Source organism: Roseateles rivi, from assembly GCF_043555845.1.
GTDB classification, from domain to species: Bacteria; Pseudomonadota; Gammaproteobacteria; order Burkholderiales; family Burkholderiaceae_C; genus Roseateles; species Roseateles rivi.
This window is the reverse complement of record NZ_JBIGHZ010000005.1, coordinates 156,426-180,310: the sequence shown is the minus strand read 5'-3', so window position 1 is coordinate 180,310 and position 23,885 is coordinate 156,426. Positions and strand designations below refer to the sequence as shown.

Annotated in this window: 19 protein-coding genes and 9 tRNA genes; 20 read left to right on the top strand and 8 right to left on the bottom strand. The window is 62.7% G+C overall.

Annotated elements, in window-relative coordinates:
- Nucleotides 1–10: 10 nt before the first annotated feature.
- The 18 genes from ACG0Z6_RS13525 (at nucleotide 11) to ACG0Z6_RS13440 (ending at nucleotide 12,037) form a co-directional block, all read left to right on the top strand.
- Nucleotides 11–637 (top strand): phosphoribosylanthranilate isomerase, encoded by a 627-nt coding sequence (locus ACG0Z6_RS13525; RefSeq protein ID WP_394462248.1) that lies wholly within the window; start codon nucleotides 11–13, stop codon nucleotides 635–637.
- A gap of 66 nt (nucleotides 638–703) precedes the next feature.
- The gene (gene trpB / locus ACG0Z6_RS13520; protein ID WP_394462246.1) at nucleotides 704–2,014 is read left to right on the top strand and encodes a tryptophan synthase subunit beta; all 1,311 of its coding nucleotides are present in this window, start codon (nucleotides 704–706) and stop codon (nucleotides 2,012–2,014) included.
- A complete protein-coding gene (gene trpA / locus ACG0Z6_RS13515) occupies nucleotides 2,011–2,808 on the top strand; it encodes a tryptophan synthase subunit alpha (RefSeq protein WP_394462245.1) in 798 nt (265 codons plus the stop codon). The genes trpB and trpA overlap by 4 nt, the downstream gene beginning before the upstream one ends.
- Nucleotides 2,809–2,846: 38 nt before the next feature.
- On the top strand, nucleotides 2,847–3,719 hold the full coding sequence (accD, locus tag ACG0Z6_RS13510; protein WP_394462243.1) for an acetyl-CoA carboxylase, carboxyltransferase subunit beta: 873 nt from the start codon (nucleotides 2,847–2,849) through the stop codon (nucleotides 3,717–3,719).
- Between the two features lie 105 nt (nucleotides 3,720–3,824).
- Complete coding sequence (gene folC, locus ACG0Z6_RS13505; protein WP_394462241.1) at nucleotides 3,825–5,222, top strand: bifunctional tetrahydrofolate synthase/dihydrofolate synthase; 1,398 nt, start codon at nucleotides 3,825–3,827, stop codon at nucleotides 5,220–5,222.
- A 119-nt stretch (nucleotides 5,223–5,341) separates the two neighbouring features.
- Entirely contained in the window at nucleotides 5,342–6,286 is a 945-nt protein-coding gene (locus ACG0Z6_RS13500) for an SPOR domain-containing protein (RefSeq protein WP_394462239.1), read from the top strand.
- An 8-nt stretch (nucleotides 6,287–6,294) separates the two neighbouring features.
- Nucleotides 6,295–6,810, top strand: coding sequence for a CvpA family protein (locus tag ACG0Z6_RS13495; RefSeq protein ID WP_394462237.1), 516 nt, complete (start codon nucleotides 6,295–6,297; stop codon nucleotides 6,808–6,810).
- 29 nt (nucleotides 6,811–6,839) lie between these two features.
- Nucleotides 6,840–8,354, top strand: coding sequence for an amidophosphoribosyltransferase (gene purF / locus ACG0Z6_RS13490; protein WP_394462236.1), 1,515 nt, complete (start codon nucleotides 6,840–6,842; stop codon nucleotides 8,352–8,354).
- Nucleotides 8,351–9,589 (top strand): O-succinylhomoserine sulfhydrylase, encoded by a 1,239-nt coding sequence (locus tag ACG0Z6_RS13485; protein WP_394462234.1) that lies wholly within the window; start codon nucleotides 8,351–8,353, stop codon nucleotides 9,587–9,589. The genes purF and ACG0Z6_RS13485 overlap by 4 nt, the downstream gene beginning before the upstream one ends.
- Entirely contained in the window at nucleotides 9,586–11,010 is a 1,425-nt protein-coding gene (gltX, locus tag ACG0Z6_RS13480; RefSeq protein ID WP_394462232.1) for a glutamate--tRNA ligase, read from the top strand. Before ACG0Z6_RS13485 ends, gltX begins: the two co-directional genes overlap by 4 nt.
- Before the next feature lie 90 nt (nucleotides 11,011–11,100).
- Nucleotides 11,101–11,176 (top strand) — tRNA-Ala (locus ACG0Z6_RS13475).
- A 34-nt stretch (nucleotides 11,177–11,210) separates the two neighbouring features.
- A tRNA-Glu gene (locus ACG0Z6_RS13470) sits at nucleotides 11,211–11,286 on the top strand.
- 81 nt (nucleotides 11,287–11,367) lie between these two features.
- Nucleotides 11,368–11,444: transfer RNA gene (locus tag ACG0Z6_RS13465), tRNA-Asp, on the top strand.
- Nucleotides 11,445–11,479: 35 nt separating this feature from the next.
- Nucleotides 11,480–11,555: transfer RNA gene (locus ACG0Z6_RS13460), tRNA-Ala, on the top strand.
- 30 nt (nucleotides 11,556–11,585) lie between these two features.
- Nucleotides 11,586–11,661: transfer RNA gene (locus ACG0Z6_RS13455), tRNA-Glu, on the top strand.
- 53 nt (nucleotides 11,662–11,714) lie between these two features.
- Nucleotides 11,715–11,791, top strand: a tRNA-Asp gene (locus ACG0Z6_RS13450).
- Between the two features lie 40 nt (nucleotides 11,792–11,831).
- A tRNA-Glu gene (locus tag ACG0Z6_RS13445) sits at nucleotides 11,832–11,907 on the top strand.
- A 53-nt stretch (nucleotides 11,908–11,960) separates the two neighbouring features.
- Nucleotides 11,961–12,037 (top strand) — tRNA-Asp (locus ACG0Z6_RS13440).
- A gap of 241 nt (nucleotides 12,038–12,278) precedes the next feature.
- Here the strand turns inward: ACG0Z6_RS13440 and ACG0Z6_RS13435 are convergent.
- The 8 genes from ACG0Z6_RS13435 to ACG0Z6_RS13400 form a co-directional block, all read right to left on the bottom strand.
- Nucleotides 12,279–12,369, bottom strand: a tRNA-Ser gene (locus ACG0Z6_RS13435).
- Nucleotides 12,370–12,444: 75 nt separating this feature from the next.
- Nucleotides 12,445–13,212: an ABC transporter ATP-binding protein gene (locus tag ACG0Z6_RS13430; RefSeq protein ID WP_394462230.1), complete on the bottom strand. Its 768-nt coding sequence runs from the start codon at nucleotides 13,210–13,212 to the stop codon at nucleotides 12,445–12,447.
- A gap of 1 nt (nucleotide 13,213) precedes the next feature.
- Entirely contained in the window at nucleotides 13,214–14,344 is a 1,131-nt protein-coding gene (locus ACG0Z6_RS13425; protein ID WP_394462228.1) for a succinylglutamate desuccinylase/aspartoacylase family protein, read from the bottom strand.
- A gap of 39 nt (nucleotides 14,345–14,383) precedes the next feature.
- On the bottom strand, nucleotides 14,384–15,070 hold the full coding sequence (locus tag ACG0Z6_RS13420) for an ABC transporter permease (protein ID WP_394462226.1): 687 nt from the start codon (nucleotides 15,068–15,070) through the stop codon (nucleotides 14,384–14,386).
- Nucleotides 15,067–15,756: an ABC transporter permease gene (locus ACG0Z6_RS13415; RefSeq protein ID WP_394462860.1), complete on the bottom strand. Its 690-nt coding sequence runs from the start codon at nucleotides 15,754–15,756 to the stop codon at nucleotides 15,067–15,069. Before ACG0Z6_RS13415 ends, ACG0Z6_RS13420 begins: the two co-directional genes overlap by 4 nt.
- Nucleotides 15,757–15,774: 18 nt before the next feature.
- A complete protein-coding gene (locus ACG0Z6_RS13410) occupies nucleotides 15,775–16,575 on the bottom strand; it encodes an ABC transporter substrate-binding protein (RefSeq protein ID WP_394462224.1) in 801 nt (266 codons plus the stop codon).
- Nucleotides 16,576–16,644: 69 nt separating this feature from the next.
- Nucleotides 16,645–17,658 (bottom strand): alpha/beta fold hydrolase, encoded by a 1,014-nt coding sequence (locus tag ACG0Z6_RS13405; protein WP_394462222.1) that lies wholly within the window; start codon nucleotides 17,656–17,658, stop codon nucleotides 16,645–16,647.
- 170 nt (nucleotides 17,659–17,828) lie between these two features.
- A complete protein-coding gene (locus tag ACG0Z6_RS13400) occupies nucleotides 17,829–18,743 on the bottom strand; it encodes a peptidylprolyl isomerase (RefSeq protein ID WP_394462220.1) in 915 nt (304 codons plus the stop codon).
- Nucleotides 18,744–18,949: 206 nt separating this feature from the next.
- Between ACG0Z6_RS13400 and dnaE the strand changes: the two genes are divergently transcribed.
- A complete protein-coding gene (gene dnaE / locus ACG0Z6_RS13395; protein ID WP_394462218.1) occupies nucleotides 18,950–22,453 on the top strand; it encodes a DNA polymerase III subunit alpha in 3,504 nt (1,167 codons plus the stop codon).
- 100 nt (nucleotides 22,454–22,553) lie between these two features.
- The gene (locus ACG0Z6_RS13390) at nucleotides 22,554–23,879 is read left to right on the top strand and encodes a patatin-like phospholipase family protein (protein WP_394462216.1); all 1,326 of its coding nucleotides are present in this window, start codon (nucleotides 22,554–22,556) and stop codon (nucleotides 23,877–23,879) included.
- Nucleotides 23,880–23,885: the final 6 nt, after the last annotated feature.

Below are 23,885 nucleotides of genomic sequence, written 5' to 3'. Positions count from 1 at the left end.
ATACCTCGCTGTGAACCGCACCCGAATCAAGATCTGTGGCCTGACGCGCGAGGCCGATGTGGACGCCGCAGTGGCTGCCGGCGCCGACGCCATTGGGCTTGTCTTCTACGACAAAAGCCCGCGTGCGGTGACGGTGGCGCGCGCAGCCGAGCTGGCGCGCCGGTTGCCGCCGTTTGTCACGCCGGTGGGCTTGTTTGTCAACGCCCAGCCCCAGCTCATCCAGGAGGCTGTGCTCGCCATCCCGCAGCTGACGCTGCAGTTTCATGGCGATGAAGACGAGGCCGCCTGCACGCGCTGGCAACGCCCCTATCTGCGGGCTGCACGTGTGCGCGAGGGCTTTGATTTGCTAGACTTCGCAGCTCAATTTTCGAGTGCCCAAGCCATTTTGCTCGACGCCTTTGTCGACGGTTATGGCGGTGGCGGAAAGGTGTTTGATTGGTCACTGCTGCCTCCAAGCGTTCCCTCTCCGGTCGTTTTGTCTGGTGGGTTGAGTGCAGCCAACGTGACCGATGGTGTGAGGCGTCTGCGGCCCTGGGCCGTTGACGTCAGCTCCGGCGTTGAGGAGGCCAAAGGCCTCAAGAACGCAGCGCTGATGCAGGCTTTCTGCGCTGCGGTTCGGCTTGCCGACGCAGGCTGATTCACGCTTCACACACCCGTCGGTGGTCCTTGGCTGACCGCCGCCTTTGCACCGCGAGGTTTTCTCATGTCCAGCTATTCCCAACCCGACGCCCAAGGGCGCTTCGGCCCCATTGCTCATCCGCTTGATGGCTCGCAGAGCTATTACGGTGGCCGCTTTGTTTCAGAAACCCTGGTTCACGCACTCGACGAGCTGCGTGAGGCCTACGCCCACTACAGCAAAGACCCGGAATTCGTGGCTGAGTTTCAGCACGAGCTGGCGCACTTCGTGGGTCGTCCCAGCCCCATCTACCATGCGCGGCGTTTGAGTCAGGAGCTCGGTGGTGCACAAATCCATCTCAAGCGCGAGGACTTGAACCACACCGGCGCGCACAAGGTCAACAACACCATTGGCCAAGCGCTGCTGGCGCGGCGCATGGGCAAGCGGCGCGTGATTGCCGAGACTGGCGCGGGCCAGCACGGTGTGGCCACGGCCACCATTTGCGCCCGTTTCGGCATGGAGTGCGTGGTCTATATGGGTTCGGAGGACGTCAAGCGCCAGTCGCCCAACGTCTACCGCATGAAGCTGCTGGGTGCGACCGTGGTGCCGGTGGAGTCGGGCTCCAAAACCCTCAAGGATGCGCTCAACGAGGCCATGCGCGACTGGGTGACGAATGTGGAGTCGACCTTCTACATCATTGGCACCGTAGCGGGTCCGCACCCTTACCCCATGATGGTGCGGGACTTCCAGCGCGTCATCGGTGATGAATGCCTGCAGCAAATGCCCCAGCAGATTGGCCGCCAGCCTGATGCGGTGATTGCCTGCGTGGGCGGTGGCAGCAATGCCATCGGCATCTTCTACCCCTATATCGAGCACCGCGATGTGCGCCTCATCGGCGTGGAGGCGGCCGGCGAGGGTCTGGCCAGCGGCAAGCACGCCGCCACGCTGCAAGCGGGCACGCCTGGCGTGTTGCATGGCAACCGAACCTATTTGATTCAGGACGCGCACGGCCAAATCATCGAAACGCATTCGATTTCTGCGGGGCTGGACTACCCCGGCGTGGGCCCCGAGCACGCTTACCTCAAAGACATCGGCCGGGCTGAATACGTGGGCATCACCGACGCCGAGGCGCTGGCGGCTTTCCACCGCCTTTGCCGCACCGAGGGCATCATTCCCGCGCTGGAGTCCAGCCACGCGCTGGCGCACGCCGTGAAGTTGGCGCCCACCCTGAGGCCCGACCAGCACTTGCTGGTGAATCTCTCGGGCCGTGGTGACAAGGACATCGGCACCGTGGCCGATTTGTCCGGCGCGGACTTTTTCTGCCGACCCACCTGCCAAGGCCAGACGGTCAAAGGCGGCGGTGTGGCCGTGCGCGTGGTTCAAGGAGGTGCAGCATGAGCCGCATTGCCCACTGCTTTGCCCAATTGAGCGCTTCTGGGCGCAAGGCCTTGATTCCCTACATCACGGCGGGTGACCCTTATCTGGATGCCACGACCGAGCTGATGCTGGCCATGGCCGATGCAGGAGCCGATGTCATCGAGCTGGGTGTGCCGTTTTCCGACCCCATGGCGGACGGGCCCGTGATCCAGCGCGCCAGCGAGCGAGCACTTGCGCGTGGCATGAATCTGTCCTTGGTGCTGGAGCAGGTCAAGCAATTCCGCCAGCGCAACACGCACACGCCGGTGGTGCTGATGGGCTACGCCAACCCCGTGGAGTGCTATGGCGTGGCCGCCTTTGCGCGCGACGCTCAAGCCTGTGGGGTGGATGGGGTGTTGATCGTCGACTACCCGCCCGAGGAGTGCGAGGGCTTTGCCAGCTTGCTGCGCGACCACGAGATGGACCCCATCTTCCTGCTGGCGCCGACCTCCAGCGATGCGCGCATCCAGCAAGCCGCGCGGCTGGGCAGCGGCTATGTCTACTACGTCTCGCTCAAGGGTGTGACCGGCGCAGCCCACCTTGACACCGACGCTGTGGCCCAGGCTGTGCCGCGCATCAAAGCCCATGTTTCGGTGCCCGTGGGCGTGGGTTTTGGCATTCGCGACGGGGCCACGGCTGCCGCAGTGGCGCGCCATGCGGACGCTGTGGTCATCGGCTCAGCCTTGGTGCAGCGCCTGGAGTCTCAGACGCGCGATAATGTCGCCCAAGAGGCCGCCGCTTTCATCCGAGACGTGCGCGCCGCGCTGGACGCCTGAACCAGGTCTGCCCACACCCAACACGAGAGGACTGCGCCATGAGTTGGCTCGAAAAACTTCTGCCCCCCAAGATCCAGCAGACCGACCCGGATCAGCGCCGCACCGTGCCCGAAGGTCTTTGGATCAAGTGCCCCTCATGCGACACCGTGCTCTACAAGACGGACTTGGAGCAAAACATCAACGTCTGCCCCAAGTGCAGCCACCACCACCGCATTGGCGCGCGCGCGCGCCTGGATGCGTTTTTGGACGGGGAAGGGCGCTACGAAGTCGGTCAGGAAGTTTTGCCTGTTGATCCGCTGAAGTTCAAAGACAGCAAAAAGTACCCAGACCGGCTCAAAGAGGCGTTGGATACCACGGGCGAGACCGACGCGCTGGTGGTGATGGGCGGCGCAGTGCGCTCCATTCCCGTGGTGGCAGCCTGCTTCGAGTTCGACTTCATGGGCGGCTCCATGGGTTCGGTGGTGGGTGAGCGTTTTGCGCGCGGCGTGGAAACGGCGCTGGAGCAAAAAACACCGTTCATCTGCTTCACCGCGACGGGTGGCGCACGCATGCAGGAAGGTTTGCTGTCGCTGATGCAAATGGCCAAAACCAACGCGGCCCTGTCGCGTTTGGCCAAGGCCAAGCTGCCCTACATCAGCGTGCTCACCGACCCGACCATGGGCGGTGTGTCTGCCAGCTTTGCTTTCGTGGGCGACGTCGTGATTGCCGAGCCCAAGGCGCTGATCGGGTTTGCCGGCCCACGCGTGATTGAAAACACGGTGCGCGAAAAGCTGCCGCCTGGCTTCCAGCGCGCTGAGTTCCTGTTGGAGAAGGGCGCCGTGGACATGATCGTCGACCGCCGCGAGCTGCGCGACACCATCGCCCGTAACTTGGCCATCTTGCAGCGCCAAAGCGCTGACGCTGTGGCCTGAGGTTCAGCCCAGCGCTGCCTTTGATGGGTGACGGCCAGACCCCTCGGTCTGGCCGTTGTTGTTTTGCCTTGCCCTTTGCACACCCTGCTGCGTGGGAGATTCACCATGCCCGATACCTTGCCCCCCGCGTTTGACGCCAGCGCCAGCCCCGCAGCGGCGCAGCAACTTCTGGACCAATGGCTGGCGCATTGCGAGCGCGCTCATCCCAAAGAAATCGACATGGGGCTCACGCGCGTCAACGCCGTGCGCGATGCTCTGGGCTTGCGCTTTTCGCCCGACACCGTGGTGGTCATGGTGGCCGGTACCAACGGCAAGGGCTCGACCTGCGCCATGCTCGAGAGCATTGCCTTGCAGGCGGGCTACCGCGTGGGGCTCTACATCAAGCCGCATCTGGTGCATTTCCAGGAGCGCTGCCGGGTGGGCGGGGAGCCGGTGCAGGCGGCGTCTTTGCTGCCGCATTTCGAGGCCGTGGAGGCGGCTCGCGGCGCGCACTCGCTGACCTATTTCGAGCACACCACGCTGGCGATTTTGCGTCGGCTCGCCAGTGAGCCTTTGGATTTGGTGATTTTGGAAGTGGGGCTGGGCGGACGGCTGGATGCCGTCAACACCATCGATGCCGATTGCAGCGTGATCACGAGCATCGACCTCGACCACACCGAGTACTTGGGTCCGGACCGCGAGTCGATTGGTCTGGAGAAAGCCCACATCATGCGCAGCGGCCGCCCGGCTGTGGTGTCTGATCCAGTGGCTCCCGCCTCCATCGAGCAGTACGCGGCGCGCATCGGTGCCGATGTGCGTTTGCTCGGACGAGACTTCCAGCATGGCGGCGACCGCCAACAGTGGCAATGGTCGGGGCGCAGCAAACGCTTCAGTGGCTTGGCCTACCCGGCGCTGCGCGGCGTGAACCAATTGCTCAACGCCTCGGGCGTGTTGGCCGTGCTTGAGGCTTTGGCCGAGCGGCTGCCTGTAAGCGCGCAAGCCGTGCGCTCGGGACTGGCTTTGGTGAGCTTGCCGGGGCGTTTCCAGGTGGTGGCGGGTTCGCCCACGCTGGTGCTGGACGTAGCGCACAACCCGCACGCGGTGGCGGCGCTGGCGCACAACCTCGATCAAATGGGATTCTTCCCGCGCACGCACGCTATTTTTGGTGCCATGGCCGACAAAGATTTGCAAGCCATCATGCAGCGCATGGCGCCACTGGTGGACCACTGGCACTGCTGCGATTTGCCGCTGCCCCGTGCGGCCAGTGCAGAAGCCCTGGCCCAGCAGCTGCGGCAGCTCGACGCGCAACAGCTGCTCAAAACACCTGGTGGACTGAGTGTCAGCACCCACGACAGCCCCATGAGCGCCCTCAATGCCGCAACAGCTCAAGTGGGGCCCGCTGATAGAATTTTGGCCTTCGGTTCCTTCTTTACCGTGGGTGGCATCTTGGCCAATGGCTTGCCGCGCCTGGGTGAGGGTGCGGGCCGCTCCGATCCGGCTTCAGCCCCTGCCGCGGGTGGCTAGGGTCGGTTCATCTCCCCAGGCGTTTGTGCGTGGTTTTGGCGCCTGGCCTTGCTGACTTGGGGTCTGTGTGCATGGCCTGCTCTTGGGCGCTGAATACTCTGCAAAAAGGTTGAGACACGATGGGCTGGTGGAGCTTCTTCAGGCGCGGTGAAGGTGAGGGCAGCAGCAACCGGGCCGGTGCTGATATGGCGCAAGACCTGCAACAGCTGCGCATGCAGGCCCGTCACAGGCTCATTGGCGCTGCGGTGCTGGTGCTGGCGGCGCTGATTGTTTTCCCCATGGTTTTTGAAACCAAGCCGCGCCCAATTCCCGCTGACTTGCCACTGAACTTGCCGCAACAAGCGGCTGTCGAGGTGCCTGCGCCTGTTGCGCAGGTCAAGACCGCCAGCCTTCCCGTGGCCCCTGTGTTGCCGCCGGTGGCGGCGGCCAGCCGCCAGCCGCATGCACCCGCCGCGCCTGAGGTGGTGATGGAAGACTTGCACGGCGCAGGCCGGGAAGTTGTGCCTCCTGAGAAGCCTGCATCGAGCGCTCAAGCGCTTGCTGCTGCGCCCCGCGCATCCGCAGCCAGCGCGCACCCCGTCAAAGAAAAACCTGCCACAGCAACACGCGTGGCAGAACAAGAGGTCGCCAAGCCTGCCGCACGGCCCAGTGAAAAAGCCGCGCCGCGCGCCGAGCGGCCTGCTGCAGAGCCCGCACCACGCGCTGTGACGGAGCCCAAGCGTGAAGCGCCGCCCGTTCAAGCCAAGCGTGACGAGCACGCCCAATCACAAGAACGCGCTCGCGCTTTGCTGGAAGGCCGGGACCCCGCTAGCACGGCCGCCAAGCCCGCGCAGACAGGGCGCTACATCGTTCAAATCGGTGCATTCAGCGATAGCAAATCGGTTCAAGAGCTGCGCGACAAGGTCGAGCGCATGGGCTTCAAGACCTACACCCAAGCCATTGAAACGGCTCAAGGCAAGCGCGTGCGTGTGCGCATCGGGCCCTATGCCGCTCGGGATGAGGCCGACAAAGCCGCCGCCCGTTTGCGCAGCGCTGGGCTTGGCTCTGCCGTGCTGACGCTGTGATTTCACTCATGGCATGGATAGACATTGCGTTTTGGGGTGGGCTTGGCCTGTCCGTGGTATTGGGGTTTTGGCGCGGTTTGACTTTTGAGCTGCTGTCTCTGTTGGGCTGGGTGGCGGCCTACTTTGCCGCACCTTTTCTGCAGCCTCTGGTGGCTGCGAATTTGCCGGCCATGCCCATGGGACAGGGCGCCACGCTGGTGGTGGCGTGGGTGCTGAGTGCATTGCTGATTTTGGTGCTGTGGGGCTTGGCGGCCAAGGTGGTCCGTGCACTGCTGCACGCCACGCCACTGAATGTGCTGGACCGCATGGGTGGTGCGGTGTTTGGTGCGTTGAGAGCTTTTTTGTTGTCGCTGCTGCTGGTTGTGTTGGTGGGCATGACGCCCGCGGTAAATTGGCAGGCTTGGCAATCGTCGCAGTGGGTGCCGTGGTTACAGCTTGGCCTTTCGGGGCTCAAGCCCTGGGTGCCACCGGCCGTGCAGCAGTATTTGTCGCCTCGGGAGTCACAAGCCCCCATGGCGATCTAACGTTTGAGCATTCTGAGAAGGACTAAGGCATGTGCGGCATCGTCGGTGTGATTTCTAAGGCGCCGGTCAACCAACTCATCTATGACGCGCTGTTGCTGTTGCAACATCGCGGCCAAGATGCAGCAGGCATCGTGACTATGCAAGGCAACAAGTGCTTTATGCACAAGGCGCGCGGCATGGTGCGTGATGTGTTCCGTACCCGCAATATGCGAGCCTTGCCCGGCACCATTGGGCTGGGGCAGGTGCGCTACCCCACGGCGGGGAACGCCTATAGCGAAGAGGAAGCTCAGCCTTTTTACGTCAATGCGCCCTACGGCATTGTGTTGGTGCACAACGGCAATCTCACCAACGCGCATGCGTTGAAAGACGAGTTGTTCGAAATCGACCGCCGTCACATCAACACCGAGAGTGACACCGAGGTGCTGATCAATGTGCTGGCGCATGAGCTGGAGCGCGTTGCCGATGCCGTGCCACTCACGCCTGATGCGGTATTTGCCGCTGTTGCCGCGGTGCACAAGCGCATCAAGGGTTCCTATGGTGTGATCGCGTTGATTGCGGGTCAGGGCTTGCTGGCATTTCGTGACCCTTACGGCATTCGCCCCTTGTGTTTTGGTGAATCCGAGCAAGGTGAAATCATGGTGGCCAGCGAAAGCGTGGCTCTGGAGGGGACGGGGCACAAACTGCTGCGTGACGTTGCTCCAGGCGAGGCCATCTTTATTGATATCAATGGCCAAATCCACAGCCGCCAATGTGCAGAGAATCCGCAGCTCCACCCTTGCATGTTTGAGTTCGTGTATCTTGCGCGGCCTGACTCGGTGATGGATGGCATCTCCGTCTATCAGGCGCGCCTGAACATGGGCGAGACGCTGGCGCAGCGCGTGATCTCAACCATCCCGCCTAGCGAGATTGATGTTGTGATTCCCATCCCGGAGTCCAGCCGTCCATCGGCTATGCAGCTGGCTCACCGTATTGGCAAGCCCTATCGCGAAGGTTTTGTGAAGAACCGCTATGTGGGGCGTACCTTCATCATGCCAGGGCAGGGCGCACGAAAAAAATCGGTCCGTCAAAAGCTCAATGCCATTGGTCTGGAGTTCAAGGGCCGTAACGTGCTGCTGGTGGATGACTCCATCGTGCGCGGCACGACCTCCAAAGAGATCGTGCAAATGGCGCGCGAGGCTGGAGCCAATAAGGTTTACCTCGCTTCTGCGGCTCCTCCGGTGCGTTTCCCGAACGTCTACGGCATCGACATGCCCACCAAGAGTGAATTGATTGCGCACGGGAGAACCATTGAGGAAGTGCGTCAGTACATCGGTGCCGATGCTTTGATCTACCAAGACGTTGATGCCATGAAACGTGTGGTGGGGGTCTTGTGCCCGCAGCTTAGGGGCTTTGAGGCCTCTTGCTTTGATGGCAGCTACATCACGGGTGATGTTTCCGCCGAGGACTTCGCGGTCATTGCCCAGCAACGCAGCTCCCAGGGCGATGAGGAAGACGGCGCCGCTCGCAGTCGCCTGGCTTTGCAAAGCGGAACGGAATCCACATGAGCGCCAACGCACCCACCCCCGATCGTCGCCCTTTGCCCCCTGGCTTGCGCCGTGAAACGCTGGCGGTGCGCACGGCGCTGCCACCGAGCCAACATGGCGAAAACAGCGAAGGTCTGTTTCTGAGCAGCGCCTTTGTGCAGCCCGATGCACAAACCTCGGCGCAGCGTTTTGCCAATTCGGAGGACTTCACCTACGCGCGCACCAGCAACCCGACGGTGCGCAGTTTTGAAGCCCGCTTGGCGGCCTTGGAAGGCACCGAGGCCTGTGTGGCCACGGCCACGGGCATGAGCGCCATCTTGCTGATCATCATGGGCTTGCTCAAAGCAGGCGACCATGTGGTGTGCTCGCGCTCTGTGTTTGGCTCCACACTCAATCTCTTTGCCAAGGAATTTGGCAAGTTCGGTGTGCAGACCAGCTTTGTCTCGCAAACCGATCTGGCGCAGTGGCGCGAGGCCGTGCAGCCCAATACCCGGCTGTTCTTTGCCGAGACGCCCACCAATCCCTTGACCGAAGTGTGCGACATCACCGCCTTGGCGGACATCGCCCACGCGGCAGGCGCTTTGCTGGCGGTCGACAACACCTTTTGCTCGCCTGCACTGCAGCGCCCGGTGGAGCTGGGCGCCGACCTCGTCATGCACGCCGCCACCAAGTATTTGGACGGGCAGGGACGCGTCATGGGCGGCGCGCTGTGCGGTTCCAACGCCTTGATTCGCGATGTGTTTGGCCCCACTGTGCGCACCGCGGGCATGACGCTCTCGCCCTTCAATGCCTGGGTGTTGATCAAGGGCCTGGAAACCCTGGCGCTGCGCATGCGGGCCCAAAGCGAAGCCGCCCTGGCGGTGGCGCATTGGCTCGAACAACAGCCTCAAGTCTCGCGGGTTTACTTCCCGGGCTTGGCATCCCACCCGCAACACGAGTTGGCCATGCGCCAGCAAGGCGGGTTGGGCGGTGCTGTGGTGTCGTTTGACGTGCGTGCCGATAGCCCGGAGGCTGCACGTGCTGCGGCGTTTCACGTCATCAACAGCACTCAGGTCTTGTCCATCGCCACGAATCTGGGCGACACCAAATCTCTCATCACCCACCCCGCGACCACATCGCACGGTCGACTCTCCGAAGAACAACGCCAAGCCGCAGGCATTGGTCAAGGCCTGATCCGTCTGGCCGTTGGTCTGGAGCATGTGCAGGACATCTGCGATGACTTGCAGCGCGGGCTCACCACACTGAATCAGGCATGAGCGCTATTCCTCCCATTCGCACCCGCATCGCACCGTCGCCCACAGGCTTTTTGCACCTGGGGACGGCCCGCACCGCCCTGTATTCCTGGGCATACGCCAAACACCACGGTGGGCAGTTCGTTCTGCGCATCGAAGACACGGATGTGGCCCGCTCCTCGCAGGACTCTGTCGAGCAAATCCTGGCCTCCATGCACTGGCTGGGCTTGGACTACGACGAAGGCCCGATCTATCAAATGCAGCGCCTAGAGCGGTACCACGCCGTGGCCCAGCAGCTCATTGCGGCGGGGCGGGCGTACTACTGCTACTGCACGCCGCAGGAGCTCGATGAAATGCGCGAGGGTCAGAAAGCGCGCGGCGAGAAAACTCGCTACGACGGCCGCTGGCGCCCGGAGCCTGGCAAAACCTTGCCAGCAGTGCCTGCTGGTGTTCAGCCCGTGGTGCGCTTCAAAAACCCGCTGGAAGGTGACGTCAGCTGGCAAGACTTGGTCAAGGGCACCATCACCATCAACAACCGGGAAATTGATGACCTGATCATCATTCGCCCCCCGGCTGCCGACGCTCCAGCGGGCACGCTGGGCGTGCCAACCTACAACTTTGCCGTCGTGGTCGACGACTGGGACATGAGCATCACCCATGTGTTCCGAGGCGACGAGCACATCAACAACACGCCCTGGCAGATCAATATCTTTGAAGCCTTGGGGGCACGCCTCCCGGCCTTTGGTCACATCCCGGTCATTCTTGGCGACGACGGGCTCAAACTCTCCAAGCGTCGTGGTGCTGTCAGCGTCACCGCCTACGAAGAGCAGGGCTATTTGCCCGAGGCCATGCTGAACTATCTGGCGCGTCTGGGTTGGAGCCACGGCGACGACGAGCTCTTCAGCCCCGAGCAGCTGGTTGCTTGGTTCGATGGCAGCCATCTGTCCAAGAGTCCGGCGCAATGGGATCCGGCCAAGCTTGAATGGGTGAATGCTCAATACATCAAGCGTGCCGACGATCAACGCCTGGCCAGCCTGGTGCAGGCGCAGTTGGCCAAGCGTGGTGTAGCCGCGCCGGCACGGCTGGAAGCCATCTGCGCTTTGTACAAAGACCGCTGCGCGACCACGGTGGCTTTGGCTGACTGGGCCAGCGTGTATGCAACTCAGGTGCAGCCTAGCCAGGATGATTTGGCACAGCACCTTACTGAGCTTGCGAAACCTGCATTGGCAAGCTTGGCAGCGCGTTTTGAGTCGCTGGCGCAATGGACCCGTGCGGACATTGCTGCGGCGTTCAAGGAAACCTTGAGCGAGCATGGGCTGAAGATGCCGCAATTGGCTGTGCCTGTGCGTGTTTTGGTCTGTGGCTGCGCCCAAACCCCCTCAGTCGATGCGGTGCTGGAGTTGTTCGACAAAGAAATTGTTGTGAAACGCTTGCGTCAGCAGTAAAAAACGTTCTATACTCTCGTTCTCGCTTGAACAGCGCAGCGCCGTAGGGTGAACGCAATACCAAGCCGCAAGGTAGGTTTGCACACTTGAGGGGGTATAGCTCAGCTGGGAGAGCGCTTGCATGGCATGCAAGAGGTCAGCGGTTCGATCCCGCTTACCTCCACCATCACAGGTGGCGCGCTGTTCGGGAAGAAGGTTTAGTCCCCTTCGTCTAGAGGCCTAGGACACGACCCTTTCACGGTTGTAACAGGGGTTCGAATCCCCTAGGGGACGCCAAGTTTTGCGATACTTGAAAAATCATTCAGTGATTTTTGAAATTGCCAGAATATATCGGTGATATAATATATCTCGATATAAGGAGTGGTAGTTCAGTTGGTTAGAATACCGGCCTGTCACGCCGGGGGTCGCGGGTTCGAGCCCCGTCCACTCCGCCAACATTATGAGCTTGTGGCTCGCTATGCCGAATTTCGGGGGTATAGCTCAGCTGGGAGAGCGCTTGCATGGCATGCAAGAGGTCAGCGGTTCGATCCCGCTTACCTCCACCAAATTTGCTTTGCGGGCCGCAGGTTCAATATGTCCCCTTCGTCTAGAGGCCTAGGACACGACCCTTTCACGGTTGTAACAGGGGTTCGAATCCCCTAGGGGACGCCAAATAGAGAGTTTGGCTCTGGTCAGGCTCTTTGAATCGACGTAAAGCCGATTCTGGAGTGGTAGTTCAGTTGGTTAGAATACCGGCCTGTCACGCCGGGGGTCGCGGGTTCGAGCCCCGTCCACTCCGCCAACATATTTGCATAGCTTTTGCTGTGCGCAATTGAGTGAAAGTCCCCTTCGTCTAGAGGCCTAGGACACGACCCTTTCACGGTTGTAACAGGGGTTCGAATCCCCTAGGGGACGCCAAATAGAGAGTTTGGCTCTGGTCAGGCTCTTTGAATCGACGTAAAGCCGATTCTGGAGTGGTAGTTCAGTTGGTTAGAATACCGGCCTGTCACGCCGGGGGTCGCGGGTTCGAGCCCCGTCCACTCCGCCAACATATTTACGCATAAATTCCCCGGAATTTAGCGCTCATGAAAAAGGCCACCGCAAGGTGGCCTTTTTGTTTTCGTGAATCTTATTGCGCGCATAGGCGCTGACAAATGCTTGGCTTACAAGCATTTGCGCAATTTCTGTCAGGCATTGTTGCGGGATGGTTTGGGGTCGGCGACAACCCTGGTGTCGCCCGTATTCCAAGAAAAAACCCAAGTGACGAATACATCACTTGGGTTTTGATCTGGCGGAGAGAGCGGGATTCGAACCCGCGGTGGGCTATTAACCCACACACGCTTTCCAGGCGTGCGACTTAAACCACTCATCCATCTCTCCAGATGAGTCTGCTACTATAGCACGAAATTTCAGTAGCAAGACTGAACTTGCCAAAATGATGGGGCTGTGGTGCCCCTACTTCAGCCCCCCGCTGAGGAAGGCCTTGAGGCGTTCGCTTTGGGGGCGCACCAGCACTTCTTTTGGGGCGCCTTGTTCTTCCACCTTACCCTGGTGCAGGAAGAGGGTGTAGTTGGAGACTTCGCGGGCAAAGCCCATTTCGTGGGTGACCACGATCATGGTGCGGCCCTCAGCCGCGAGGTCGCGCATGACTTTGAGCACTTCGCCCACCAGTTCGGGGTCCAGGGCCGAGGTGGGCTCGTCAAACAGCATCACCTCAGGGTCCACGGCCAGCGCGCGCGCAATGGCCACACGCTGCTGTTCGCCGCCCGAGAGCTGCGCAGGGTAGACCGACTTGCGGTGGCTTACACCTACGCGTGCCAGCAGGGCTTCGGCTTTTTCAATGGCTTCAGCTTTGGGGATGCCCAGCACGTGGATGGGCACTTCGGTGACGTTTTCCAGCACCGTGCGGTGCGCCCAGAGGTTGAAGTTCTGAAACACCATGGCCAGGCGCGAGCGCCAGCGCTGTAGCTGTGCGGCGTCGGCGGCTTTGAGGCTGCCGTCGCGGTCGCGCACCAACTTGAGTTCTTCTTCGCCCAGGCGCAGCCGGCCTTCCCAGGGTTGCTCCAGCAAGTTGATGCAACGCAGGAAGGTACTTTTGCCTGAGCCGCTAGAGCCGATGAGGGTGATCACATCGCCGGGCTTGGCCGCGAGGGAAACACCTTTGAGCACTTCGCGCTCTCCATAGCGCTTGTGCAACTCTTCTACAACCAGACTGGCTGACATCTCAACGAGCTCCTAACAATTTGCCGCTGCGCGTGGGATTGCGTCCGGCGACTTTGGCAATGCGCGCTCCAGCGCACACCAAGTGAAGCGCATCACGCGCAAAAAACAGCCCATCCACGGGGGCCACGATTTCGGTCAGCACGCCGCTGAGTGGGTCGATGACGTGCGCCAGGCACTCACCGGCTTGAACCTCTCGCCCCAGTTCGCACACATAGGCCAGAACACCGCCGACCGGAGTCTCGACAAATTCGCAGCCAGCCAGAGGCCGCGCCTGACCGGCACTGGGCAAGGGCGGGGGCGTGAGGTCAAGCACGCCGCGCCGGGCCAGGTAGTGCAGCAAGGCCTGGGCGTCCTGACGGGCCAGCTCATGGTTCACATCGTGCTGGCCGCGCAGCTCCACCGTGGTGGACATGCAGGCTTGCGGAATGGGAAAGCGCACGTGCTCGCCGTTGAAGTGTTGCTGCCACTGTTGCCAGGGGCCAGAGCAGGCTTCGTCGAACGGGTGGTCGCCCGACTCTTCGGCCAGCAAGGTCAGCGGGGCTTGCAGGTCCGCGGCCAGTGCCTCGCACTGCGGCCAGCAGGCTGGGGTGGTGTAGAGGTGCATCAGCGACTGTGCGTCGCAATGCAGGTCCAGCACGATGTCGGCGTCGCAAGCCAGCAGGTAGAGCGTGCGGCGCAGCGATTGCAGCTCGGTGTGCGGCCGGTAGGCCGCCACTTGCGCCTTGAGGGCTTGACGCAGCACGCTCACGTTGTGAGCGGCGTCGCTGCTGCTGAGCTGGGCTTGGGCTGCCTGCGCAGCAGCCAGGGCAAAGGCCGGGTAGTGGCGGTTGAAGTTCTCGCCGCTGAGGCTTTCAAAGCGCCCCAGATGGGCTTGCTGCCACCACTGCGAGGCGCCTATGGGGTTGGCCATGGGGACCAGCACGACTTCACCCCGGATGGCGCCTTGGGCCTCCAGCGTGTTGAAGTGCTGGCGCAGATGCCAGGCGGTCAACATGCCGGGCAGTTCGTCGGCATGCAAGGAGGTCTGGATATAGACCTTGGGTCCACGCCCGGGCTGGCCATAGTGCAGCGACAGCAGCTCGCGCTGCGTGCCGGGCACGGGGCTGATGAGGGGGTGTCGTTGTTCGCGCATGAATCACAAAGCCTCAATGCAGACGCCTAGGGTAGGCTATCAGCGTGGCATGAGCGGTTTGAGCCAACGCGCTTCGGCGCGATGGAAAAGGGCCACCAGCACCAAGGTCAGGGTCAGGTAAAACGCTGCAGCGGTGATGAAGGCCTCGAAGGGGATGTAGTAGCTGCTGTTGACCACGCGTGCGGCATTCGTCAGGTCTGAGATGGTGACAATAGAAGCCAGCGATGTGCCATGCAGCATGAAGATGGCCTCATTGCTGTAGGCCGGTATGGCGCGGCGCAGCGCCGAGGGCAGCACGATGCGGCGCAGCATCACCCAGCGGCTCATGCCCATGGCCTTGGCCGCCTCGATCTCACCCGCAGGCATTGCACGAATGCCCCCAGCAATGATCTCCACCGTGTAGGCGCAGGTGTTGAGCGCAAAAGCCAGGCAAGCGCAAAACCATGGCGAGCTGAAGTAGGGCCACAGGGCGCTGTTTTGCATCCAGGCGAATTGCGCCAGGCCGTAGTAAATGAGAAAGAGCTGCACCAGCATAGGGGTGCCGCGAAACACATAGGTGTAGAGCCAAATTGGGCGCGACACCCAGGGGATAGGCAGAGCCCGCAGCACGGCAAGCGGAATGGCCGCCACCAAGCCCAGCAGCAGGGATGTAGCTAGCAGCTGCAGCGTCACCAGTGCTGCAGAAAAGTACATCGGCAGCTGCTCGGCAATGATGTTCCAGTTCATAGCGTGTGCCCCTTGACGCCAATGGACAGACGCTTTTGCAAGCGATCAAACAACAGCTCAGAAGCTGAGGTGAATACCAAGTAGATCAACGCAACAGCGGTATAGAACACAAAGGGCTCCCGCGTAGCCCCTGCGGCTTGGGATCCCCGTGTCATGAGGTCTGAGAGGCCGATGACCGAAACAATGGCGGTGCTCTTGATCAAGACCAGCCAGTTGTTGGACAAGCCCGGCAGCGCGTGACGAAACATCTGTGGAAAGGTGATGCGCCACGCAATCTGCCAAGGGCTCATGCCATAGGCTTGACCGGCCTCACGCTGCCCTGGCGGAACTGCCAGGAAAGCGCCACGAAAAGCCTCAGTGAGATAGGCGCCGAAGATGAAACCAATGGTCAGAATGCCCGCCAAAAAGGGGTTGATGTCCACGTACTCGTCATGCCCCAGGGCTGTTGCGATGGCGTTGACGGCAACCTGGCCGCCAAAAAACACCAACAGCATCAACAACAAGTCAGGCACACCGCGGATCACCGTGGTGTAGGCCGTGGCAGGCAATCGCAAGACTGCCCAGCGCGAGAGCTTGCAGAGCGCGCCCACCAGCCCCAACACCATGGCCAGAGACATGGAACTCAGAGCCACCCCGAGGGTGACTCCTGCGCCCTCGATCAGACTGTGCAAATAGCCATACAACATCTTCGACAACCGTTTTCTTTACTTCTTGGGGGCGATGTCGTACTCGAAGTACTTGTCGTTGAGCTTCTTGAAGGTGCCATTGACTCGCACAGCAGCGATGGCGTCGTTGATCTTCTTGCCCAAGGTCTTCTCGTCGAGCTTGCGCAGGCCAGCGCCTACGCCGGTGCCGAAGTATTTCGGGTCTTCAAAGTTGGGGCCCACGAAGGCAAAGCCCTTGCCGCCCGGCGTTTTCAGAAATCCGGTGTCGGCAGCAACCAGGTCAGCCAGCGTCAGGTCCACTCGGCCTGACTTGAGGTCCAGGAAGGCTTGGTCCTGGGTGGCGTAGCGCACGATTTGGCTGTTTTTGAACACCTCAGAGACAAAGCGCTCATGGATGGTGGCACGTTGCACGGCAATCTTCTTGCCTTTGAGGCCGGTGGGAGAGATTTCCAGCTTGGCATCGGCGCGCGCCACAAAGCGTGCGGGCATGTTGTAGTAGGAGTTGGAGAAGGCGATGACTTTTTTGCGCTCGTCCGTGATGGACATGGAGGCAATGATGGCGTCGACCTTGCGCGCTTGCAGCGCGGGGATGAGGCCGTCAAAGTCTTGTTGCACCAGCGTGCACTCAGCCTTCATTTCAGCGCAAAGGGCATTGGCCAGATCGATTTCAAAGCCCTTGAGCTTGCCGTCCGGGCCAACCTCGGAGAAGGGGGGGTATGCACCTTCCACGCCGATGCGGATTTTTTTCCACTCCGGTGATTGGGCATGAGCGGTGCTGAATGCGCTGATGGCCATGGCCAAAGCAAGCGCGCCTTGGGCGATGAGGTGTCGACGTTGCATGTACTCTCCTGTGGTTGCTGGGGTGAGGTGGAAAGGGTGGATAGTGCGCTGTCCCTGATCGCTAGAGCATCAGGGTTTGAGCGAGTGCAAAAACTCAAGAACGGGCTCCACGCTGGCGCGAGGATCTTCTTCCTGTGGCATATGCCCCAAATGTGCAAAGGTATGCCAGCGGCTGTGGGGCCAAGACGCGGTGAGATCACGCGTGGCTTGTTGGGGAATGTAGGTGTCGCGCTCGCCCCAAAGGATCAGGGTCGGAGTTTGTGAAACCGTCGAAGGTTCCGAGGGGTTGGCTCGCAGCACCTGCCAGCGCTGGCGTAGGGCCTCGCGGTGACCTTGTCGTTGGATCAGCTCGTAGTGGCGCTGCACCAGTTCGCTGCTGACGGCGCTGGGGTCTCCCCACAACTGCTGCAGTGTTTGCCGCAACAAAGGCCGGGGCAAGATGTCGTTCAGCAGCGGTGAGAGCAGGGCGTCCAGCCCCAGCAGCTGAAAGCCAATGGGCGGGTGCTGCAGCGCCGAGGGCTGCTGCCAGCCACCGTTGACCAGCACCAACGCCTCAACGCGTTCAGGGTGTTTGGCCGCGAATTGCCAAGCCAGCTGCGCGCCCAGCGAGTGCCCGCCCAGCACCACGCGGTCGAGCTTGAGCTGGGCCATCAAGGCCGTGATGAAGTTCAGGTCTTCCTCGGTGCTGTAGCGGCCTTGTGGCGAGGGACCACTCAGGCCCAGACCTGGCAGATCGACGGTGATGACACGGTAGCGGCCTTGCAGCTGCGCCACCCAGCCCTCCCAGCTGTGCAGGCTTGAGCCCAGGCCGTGCAGCAAGAGCAGCGGTGGACGCGCGCCCGCGGGGCCTTGATCGCGCACATGCAACAGTTGCGGCGTGCTTGTACCGGGCAGGCGAAGTTCAATGAAGTCAGACGGCGCAGGCGCCCAGCGTGGCACCAGCGAAGTGAGGTCCCGCTGTGGCGCACGGAAAGCCATGGCACACAAGGCCAGACCGAGCAGCATCAAACCTAGCATGCGCCACACCGCGACCGCGACCACGCCACTGGGGCGCTGATGGGCGGGGTCAGTGCGCGGTGGCATGGCAACCGGTAGCAAGGGCGAAACTACGCATGAAATCATTCTAAGAGGCCCGTCTGTTGGGGCTTGGCGCATTGTCAAGCTCGACAGACGCAAAGGAGAGGTGCTTACTCCCGCGATCGTGGGGCGCGCTTCCCCTAGGCCTGGGCCAGGACTTGCTATGCAAGAAGGCCTCAGGGCTGGGCAGTCGGTGGTGCCTCGCGGACCGGTGCGCTGGCGCTGCAAAGGTCCACATAGCCGGGGCTGTGCACAAACCAGCCACCGCGCTGGCGGCGTGTTTGCAGCCACTCTTGCCAGCTGCTGCTGTCGGAGCGCAGCACCTGCAGGCGCGGGCGCTCCGCCTCGGGCAGGCTGCTGGAGAGGCGAATGTGCTGGATGGTGGTGTGTTGCTCGGGCGAGGCATAAAAACCCATAGCTCCGGTGCCGCGCGGCAGGGCTGCCAGCCAGTGCATGCCCTGCAGCACGCGACCCACCACGGTGATGTTGAGGTCCAGCCCGCGTGCTGGTGTCAGCATGGCGTAGAGCTCAGCACCGGTGCTGGAGTCCACCGTGTCGCCCCGGCCTGCGCCCACCACGCCGTAGCAATGGGCCAGCCAGGCGCGCCCGCTTTGCGGATTGGCGGCCACTTGAAAGCCCTCCACATGCCCCGCCACGGGGGCCCAGCCGTCCACATCGCGCAGCGGCGTGAGGGGCAAGCCCGCCAGTGGCAGCGAAAACTCTGCGGGCAGCTTGGCGCGCGCGCCGGCCTTGGGCCGCGCTTTGGTGGCGTCTTCATCGTTGGGGTCGCCCCACTGCGCCACATAGTTGTCCTGCACGCGCAGCACGCTCAGACCGTCCCAGTAGTGGTTGCGTGCCAGTGCGCGGATATTGGCCACATGCTGAGGCGCAAAACGCTCGGCCAGCTCGATGAGCACGCGCCCTTGCGGCAGCGTCATGACGAGCAGGTTGTCGGGTGCAACGTCGCACCAATGCTCCGCAGGGGCTTGCGCCAGCACATCCGCGCCGGTGCGGGGCGGCTTTTGCGCTTGGGTTTGGGCCGCGGCAAGGGGCGCGGCACAAAGCAAGCCCGCCAGGGTGGCCAGGCTCAAAAGGGCAGAGCGTTGGAGGTGTGGTGCCATACAAAGCGGCCGCACAAGCGGCAGGTGCTGGTGGATGTGGCGGCAGCTTAACCAGCTTGATGGCCAGCCCAGGGCAAGCCCAGGCGAAAAGTCCAACAAAAGAGTTTGCGAGCGGTCGCCTTTGGCGCGTGCGGCAAGGGCGGCGGCGCCCAGGGGGCTGCCTACAATCGCGCCCCATGGCATTTGTTCACCTGCGCACCCACTCCGAGTTCTCCGTCGTTGACGGCACCTTGCGTATCGACGACGCGGCCAAGGCGGCCGCCAAAGACGGCCAAGTGGCCTTGGCTTTGACCGATCTGGCCAATATGTTTGGCGCGGTCAAGTTCTACAACGCCTGCCGCAAAAACGGCGTCAAACCGGTGCTGGGCGCAGACGTGTGGCTGGAGCCCGATGCGGCAGACCGCCCCCCCAGCCGCGTGCTGCTGCTGGTGCAAAGCACGCAGGGCTACCTCAACCTCAGCGAGCTGCTGTCGCGCGCCTGGATCACCAACGTGCAGCGCAACCAGGCCCTCGTCAAGCTGGAATGGCTGCAGGAACTGGGCGAGGGGCTGATCTGCCTCTCGGGCATGCAACACGGGCCGCTGGGTCAGGCCCTGGTGGCGGGCGACAGGCCGCGCGCCCTGGCCGCAGCAAAGCAGCTGGCACTGCTCTTTCCGCGCCGTTTTTATGTGGAGCTGCAGCGCGCGGGCCTGCCCGGGCAGGACGCGCTGGTGCGCCAGCTCGTGCCCTTGGCGGCGGAACTGCAGCTGCCCGTGGTGGCCACGCACCCGATTCAGTTCCTCACGCCCGAGGACTTTGACGCTCACGAGGCGCGCGTGTGCATTGCCGAGGGCGAAACCCTGGCCAACCCCAAGCGCATCAAGCGTTTTTTGCCCGATCAGCATTTCAAAACCCAGGCGCAGATGGAGGCGCTGTTTGCCGATGTGCCCAGCGCCGTGGCCAACACCGTGGAAATTGCGCGCCGCTGCAGCGTCGTGCTGGTGCTGGGCAAGCCGCAGCTGCCCAATTTCCCCACGCCCATCCAGGACGACGGCACGCCCATGCCGATGGACCAGTACTTCCGCCAGCTCTCGCATGAGGGGCTGGAGGAGAGGCTGCTCCAGCTCTACCCCGACGCGCAGCAGCGCGAAGCGCAGCGCCCGCGCTATGTGCAGCGCCTGGAGTTTGAGCTCGAGACCATCATCAAGATGGGCTTCCCTGGCTACTTCCTCATCGTGGGTGACTTCATCCGCTGGGCCAAGCAAAACGGCTGCCCCGTGGGGCCGGGCCGGGGCTCGGGTGCGGGTTCGCTGGTGGCTTATGTGCTGCTCATCACCGACCTGGACCCGCTCAAATACAACCTGCTGTTCGAGCGTTTCTTGAACCCTGAGCGGGTCTCCATGCCCGACTTTGACATTGACTTTTGCCAGGGCAACCGAGACCGGGTGATCGACTACGTCAAAGACAAATACGGCCTGCCCGCAGTCAGCCAGATTGCCACCTTCGGCACCATGGCGGCCAAGGCCGCGCTGCGCGACATCGGCCGCGTGCTGGGCATGGGCTTTGGGCATGTGGATTCCATCGCCAAGCTCATTCCTGCGCCACCGGGCAAAACCGTCACGCTGGCCAAGCTGCCGCCGGACTTCGACCCGGACAAAGCCAAGGTCATCTACGCCCGCCACGAGGCGCCCGAAATCGAGGAGCGCGAGCAGCAGGAAGAGGAAGTGGCTGAGCTGCTGAAGCTGGCCGCACGGGTTGAAGGCATGGTGCGCAACATCGGCATGCACGCCGGCGGCGTGCTGATCGCACCGGGCAAGATCACCGACTTCTGCCCCATGTACCAGCAGCCGGGCTCCACCAGCGCGGTGAGCATGTACGACAAGGACGACGTCGAGGCCATTGGCCTGGTGAAGTTCGACTTCTTGGGCCTGGCCACGCTGACCATTTTGGAGCTGGCCAAGCAGTTCATCGTCGCGCGCCACCCGCAGCGCCACGATTTCGACTGGGCCAAAGTGCCGCTGGACGACGGCAAAGTCTTCAAGCTCTTCGGGGACGGCTATTCCGAGAGCGTGTTCCAGTTTGAATCGCCGGGCATGCAGCGTCTGCTCAAGGATGCCAAGCCCTCGCGCTTTGAAGATTTGATCGCGCTGGTGTCGCTCTACCGCCCAGGGCCGATGGACCTGATCCCGTCCTTCGTGGCGCGCAAGCATGGCAAGGAAACCATCTCTTACCCCCACCCGCTGCTGGGCCAGGTGCTGGAAGAGACCTACGGCGTTTTCGTCTACCAGGAGCAGGTGATGCAGGCCGCGCAGGTGCTGGGCGGCTACAGCCTGGGCGGCGCGGACATGCTGCGCCGTGCCATGGGCAAGAAGAAGGCCGAGGAAATGGCCATGCACCGCGAGATCTTCCGCAAGGGGGCGGCGGAGAAGGGCATCGACCAGGTCAAGGCCGACGAGGTCTTTGACCTGATGGAGAAGTTCGCGGGCTACGGTTTCAACAAGTCGCACGCCGCGGCCTATGCGCTGTTGAGCTACCACACGGCCTGGCTCAAGACGCACTACACAGCGGAGTTCTACGCCGCCAACATGACCATCGAAATGGACGACACCGACAAGCTCAAGGTGTTGCTCAACGATGCCAAGATTTTTGGCATTGCTTTCGATGGCCCCTGCGTCAACAGCGGTGTCTACCGGTTTGAGCCCTTGTCCAACAAGCTCATCAACTATGGCTTGGGCGCCATCAAGGGCACGGGGCAGGGCGCTATCGAGGCCATCATGGCCGCGCGCGCTGAAGGCGGCCCCTTCAAGAGCTTCTTTGATTTCTGTGCGCGTGTGGACCGCAAGTCGGTGAACAAGCGCGTGGTGGAGGCGCTCATCAAAGCCGGTGCGTTTGACCGCGTTGAGCCCAATCGCGCGGCGCTGCTGGCCTCGGTGGCGCTGGGCTACACCTACGCCGACAACCTGGCCGCCAACGTCAACCAGGGCGGGCTGTTCGACTTCGACGACACGCACGGTTCCTCCACGGCCGAGCCGCCCTTGGTGGAGCTGCCCGAGTGGGGCGTCAAAGAGCGCCTGAGCATGGAGAAAACGGCCATTGGCTACTACCTCTCCGGCCATTTGTTCGACCAAGCCGAGGCCGAGCTCTCGCGCATGGTGCGCCGCCGCATCGTGGACCTGCAAGACAGCCGCGAGCCGGTGATGGTGGCCGGCGTGATTGGGGATTTGCGCATCATCAACGGCAACCGCGGCCGCGCGGCGCTGTTCCAGCTGGACGACAAAACCCACCGCATCGACGCCGTGGCCAACGAAGAAACCATCAACCAGCACAAAGACTTGCTGGCGGACGACGAGCTGGTGGTGGCCGTGGGCCGTGTGCAAAACGACCGCTTCAGCGGCGGTTTGCGCATGAACGTGCAGCAGCTCTACAGCCTCACCGAGGCCCGCGCCCGCCTGGGCCGCTTTGTGCGCACCGCACGCAACTGCCCCGCAGCCACGGTGCAAGCGCTGCTGCGCCAATGGCCCGCACGCGAGGTGCAAACCGAGCAGGGCACTGTGCGCCAGGGGCTGCAGCTGCGCATTCCCATCCAGCGCGAAGGCGCCACGGCCGAGCTGGAGCTGCGCGGCGACGCGCGCTTTTGGCCCTGCGACGAAGCCCTGCAACACCTGGCCCAGGCTGAGATCATTTACGACAACGCGGGCTAAATCCCGCAGCGCGTCTTGGCCGCCACAAGGCCTCGATTTGGACGGCATTGGCGCGGATTTTTCACCCTCGAGCGTGGGGCAGGGGGCGTAAGCTGGCCCCATGCCCGCTCCGCCCTGGATAGAACCCAATGCCGCGCTCAGCGCCTCGCGTTTTGAGGCGCAGCCGCCCAAAACCCGCCGCGCCGGCCTGGTGCTCAGCGGTGGCGGCGCGCGTGCGGCCTACCAAGTGGGGGTGCTGGCGGCCATTGCCCAGCTGCGGCGTAATGCCGCGGCTGAGCCGATTTCGCCTTTTGAGGTCATCGTGGGCACCTCGGCCGGGGCCATCAACGCCTGCACGCTGGCCAGCGAGGCCGACGATTTCTGCGGCGCGGTCGATGGCCTCATGCACATGTGGCAGAACCTGCACGTGGATCAGGTCTACGCCGCCGATTCCCTGGGCGTGGTGCGCTCCGGCGCACGCTGGCTGACCATGATGAGCCTGGGCTGGGCGCTGGCGCGCTGGCGCCGCAGCCAGCCGCGCAGCCTCCTGGACAACGCGCCGCTGCGTGAGCTGCTCACGCGCTGGGTGCGCCTGCACCGCGTGCCGCGCATGCTCAGCAGTGGCGCGCTCAAGGCGCTGTCGGTCACGGGCTTTTCTTACTCATCGGGCCAGCACGTCACCTTTTATCAATCGAGTGAACCTGTCTCGCCCTGGCTGCGCACCAACCGCGTGGCCGTGCCGGCCGACATCAACCACTCGCACTTGCTGGCCTCCTCCTCCATTCCCTTCATCTTCCCGCCCGAGCCTCTGGTGCTGGGCGACGAGCGCCAGTGGTTTGGCGACGGCTCCATGCGCCAGAGCTCCCCGGTCTCGCCCGCCGTGCATTTGGGCGCGGAGCGCATCTTGGTGGTGGGGGCCGGGCGCATGCAGGAAATCGGCCAGCTGCAGGTGCGCGCTGGCCAGTCCCACGGCGCACCCACGCTGGCGCAAATCGCCGGGCATGCGCTGTCCAACATCTTTTTGGATGCGCTCTCGGTCGACGTAGAGCGCCTGCAGCGCATCAACCACACCCTGTCATTGCTGCCGCCAGGCGCGCGCCATGGCACCGCGCTCAAACCCATTGACGTAATGCTCATCGCCCCCAGTCGGCGCCTTGACGACCTGGCCGCCGAGCATTTCGAGAGCCTGCCTCTGCCCATTCGCGGCCTGCTGCGCGGCGTGGGGGTGAACGTCAAAGGCCAACGCGCCAGCGGCACCGCCCTGGCCAGCTATTTGCTGTTTGAGCCCTCGTACACGCGCGAGCTCATCATGCTGGGCATGCGCGACACCCTGGAGCGGCGCGAGGAAGTGCTGCGCTTCTTCGGCTGGCCCAACCACACCGAGGGCTTTGACCCCGCCCAAGTGGCCTCCCGCGGCGCGGGCTTTGTGGCGCAGCAAACGGCTTAGCTGCGG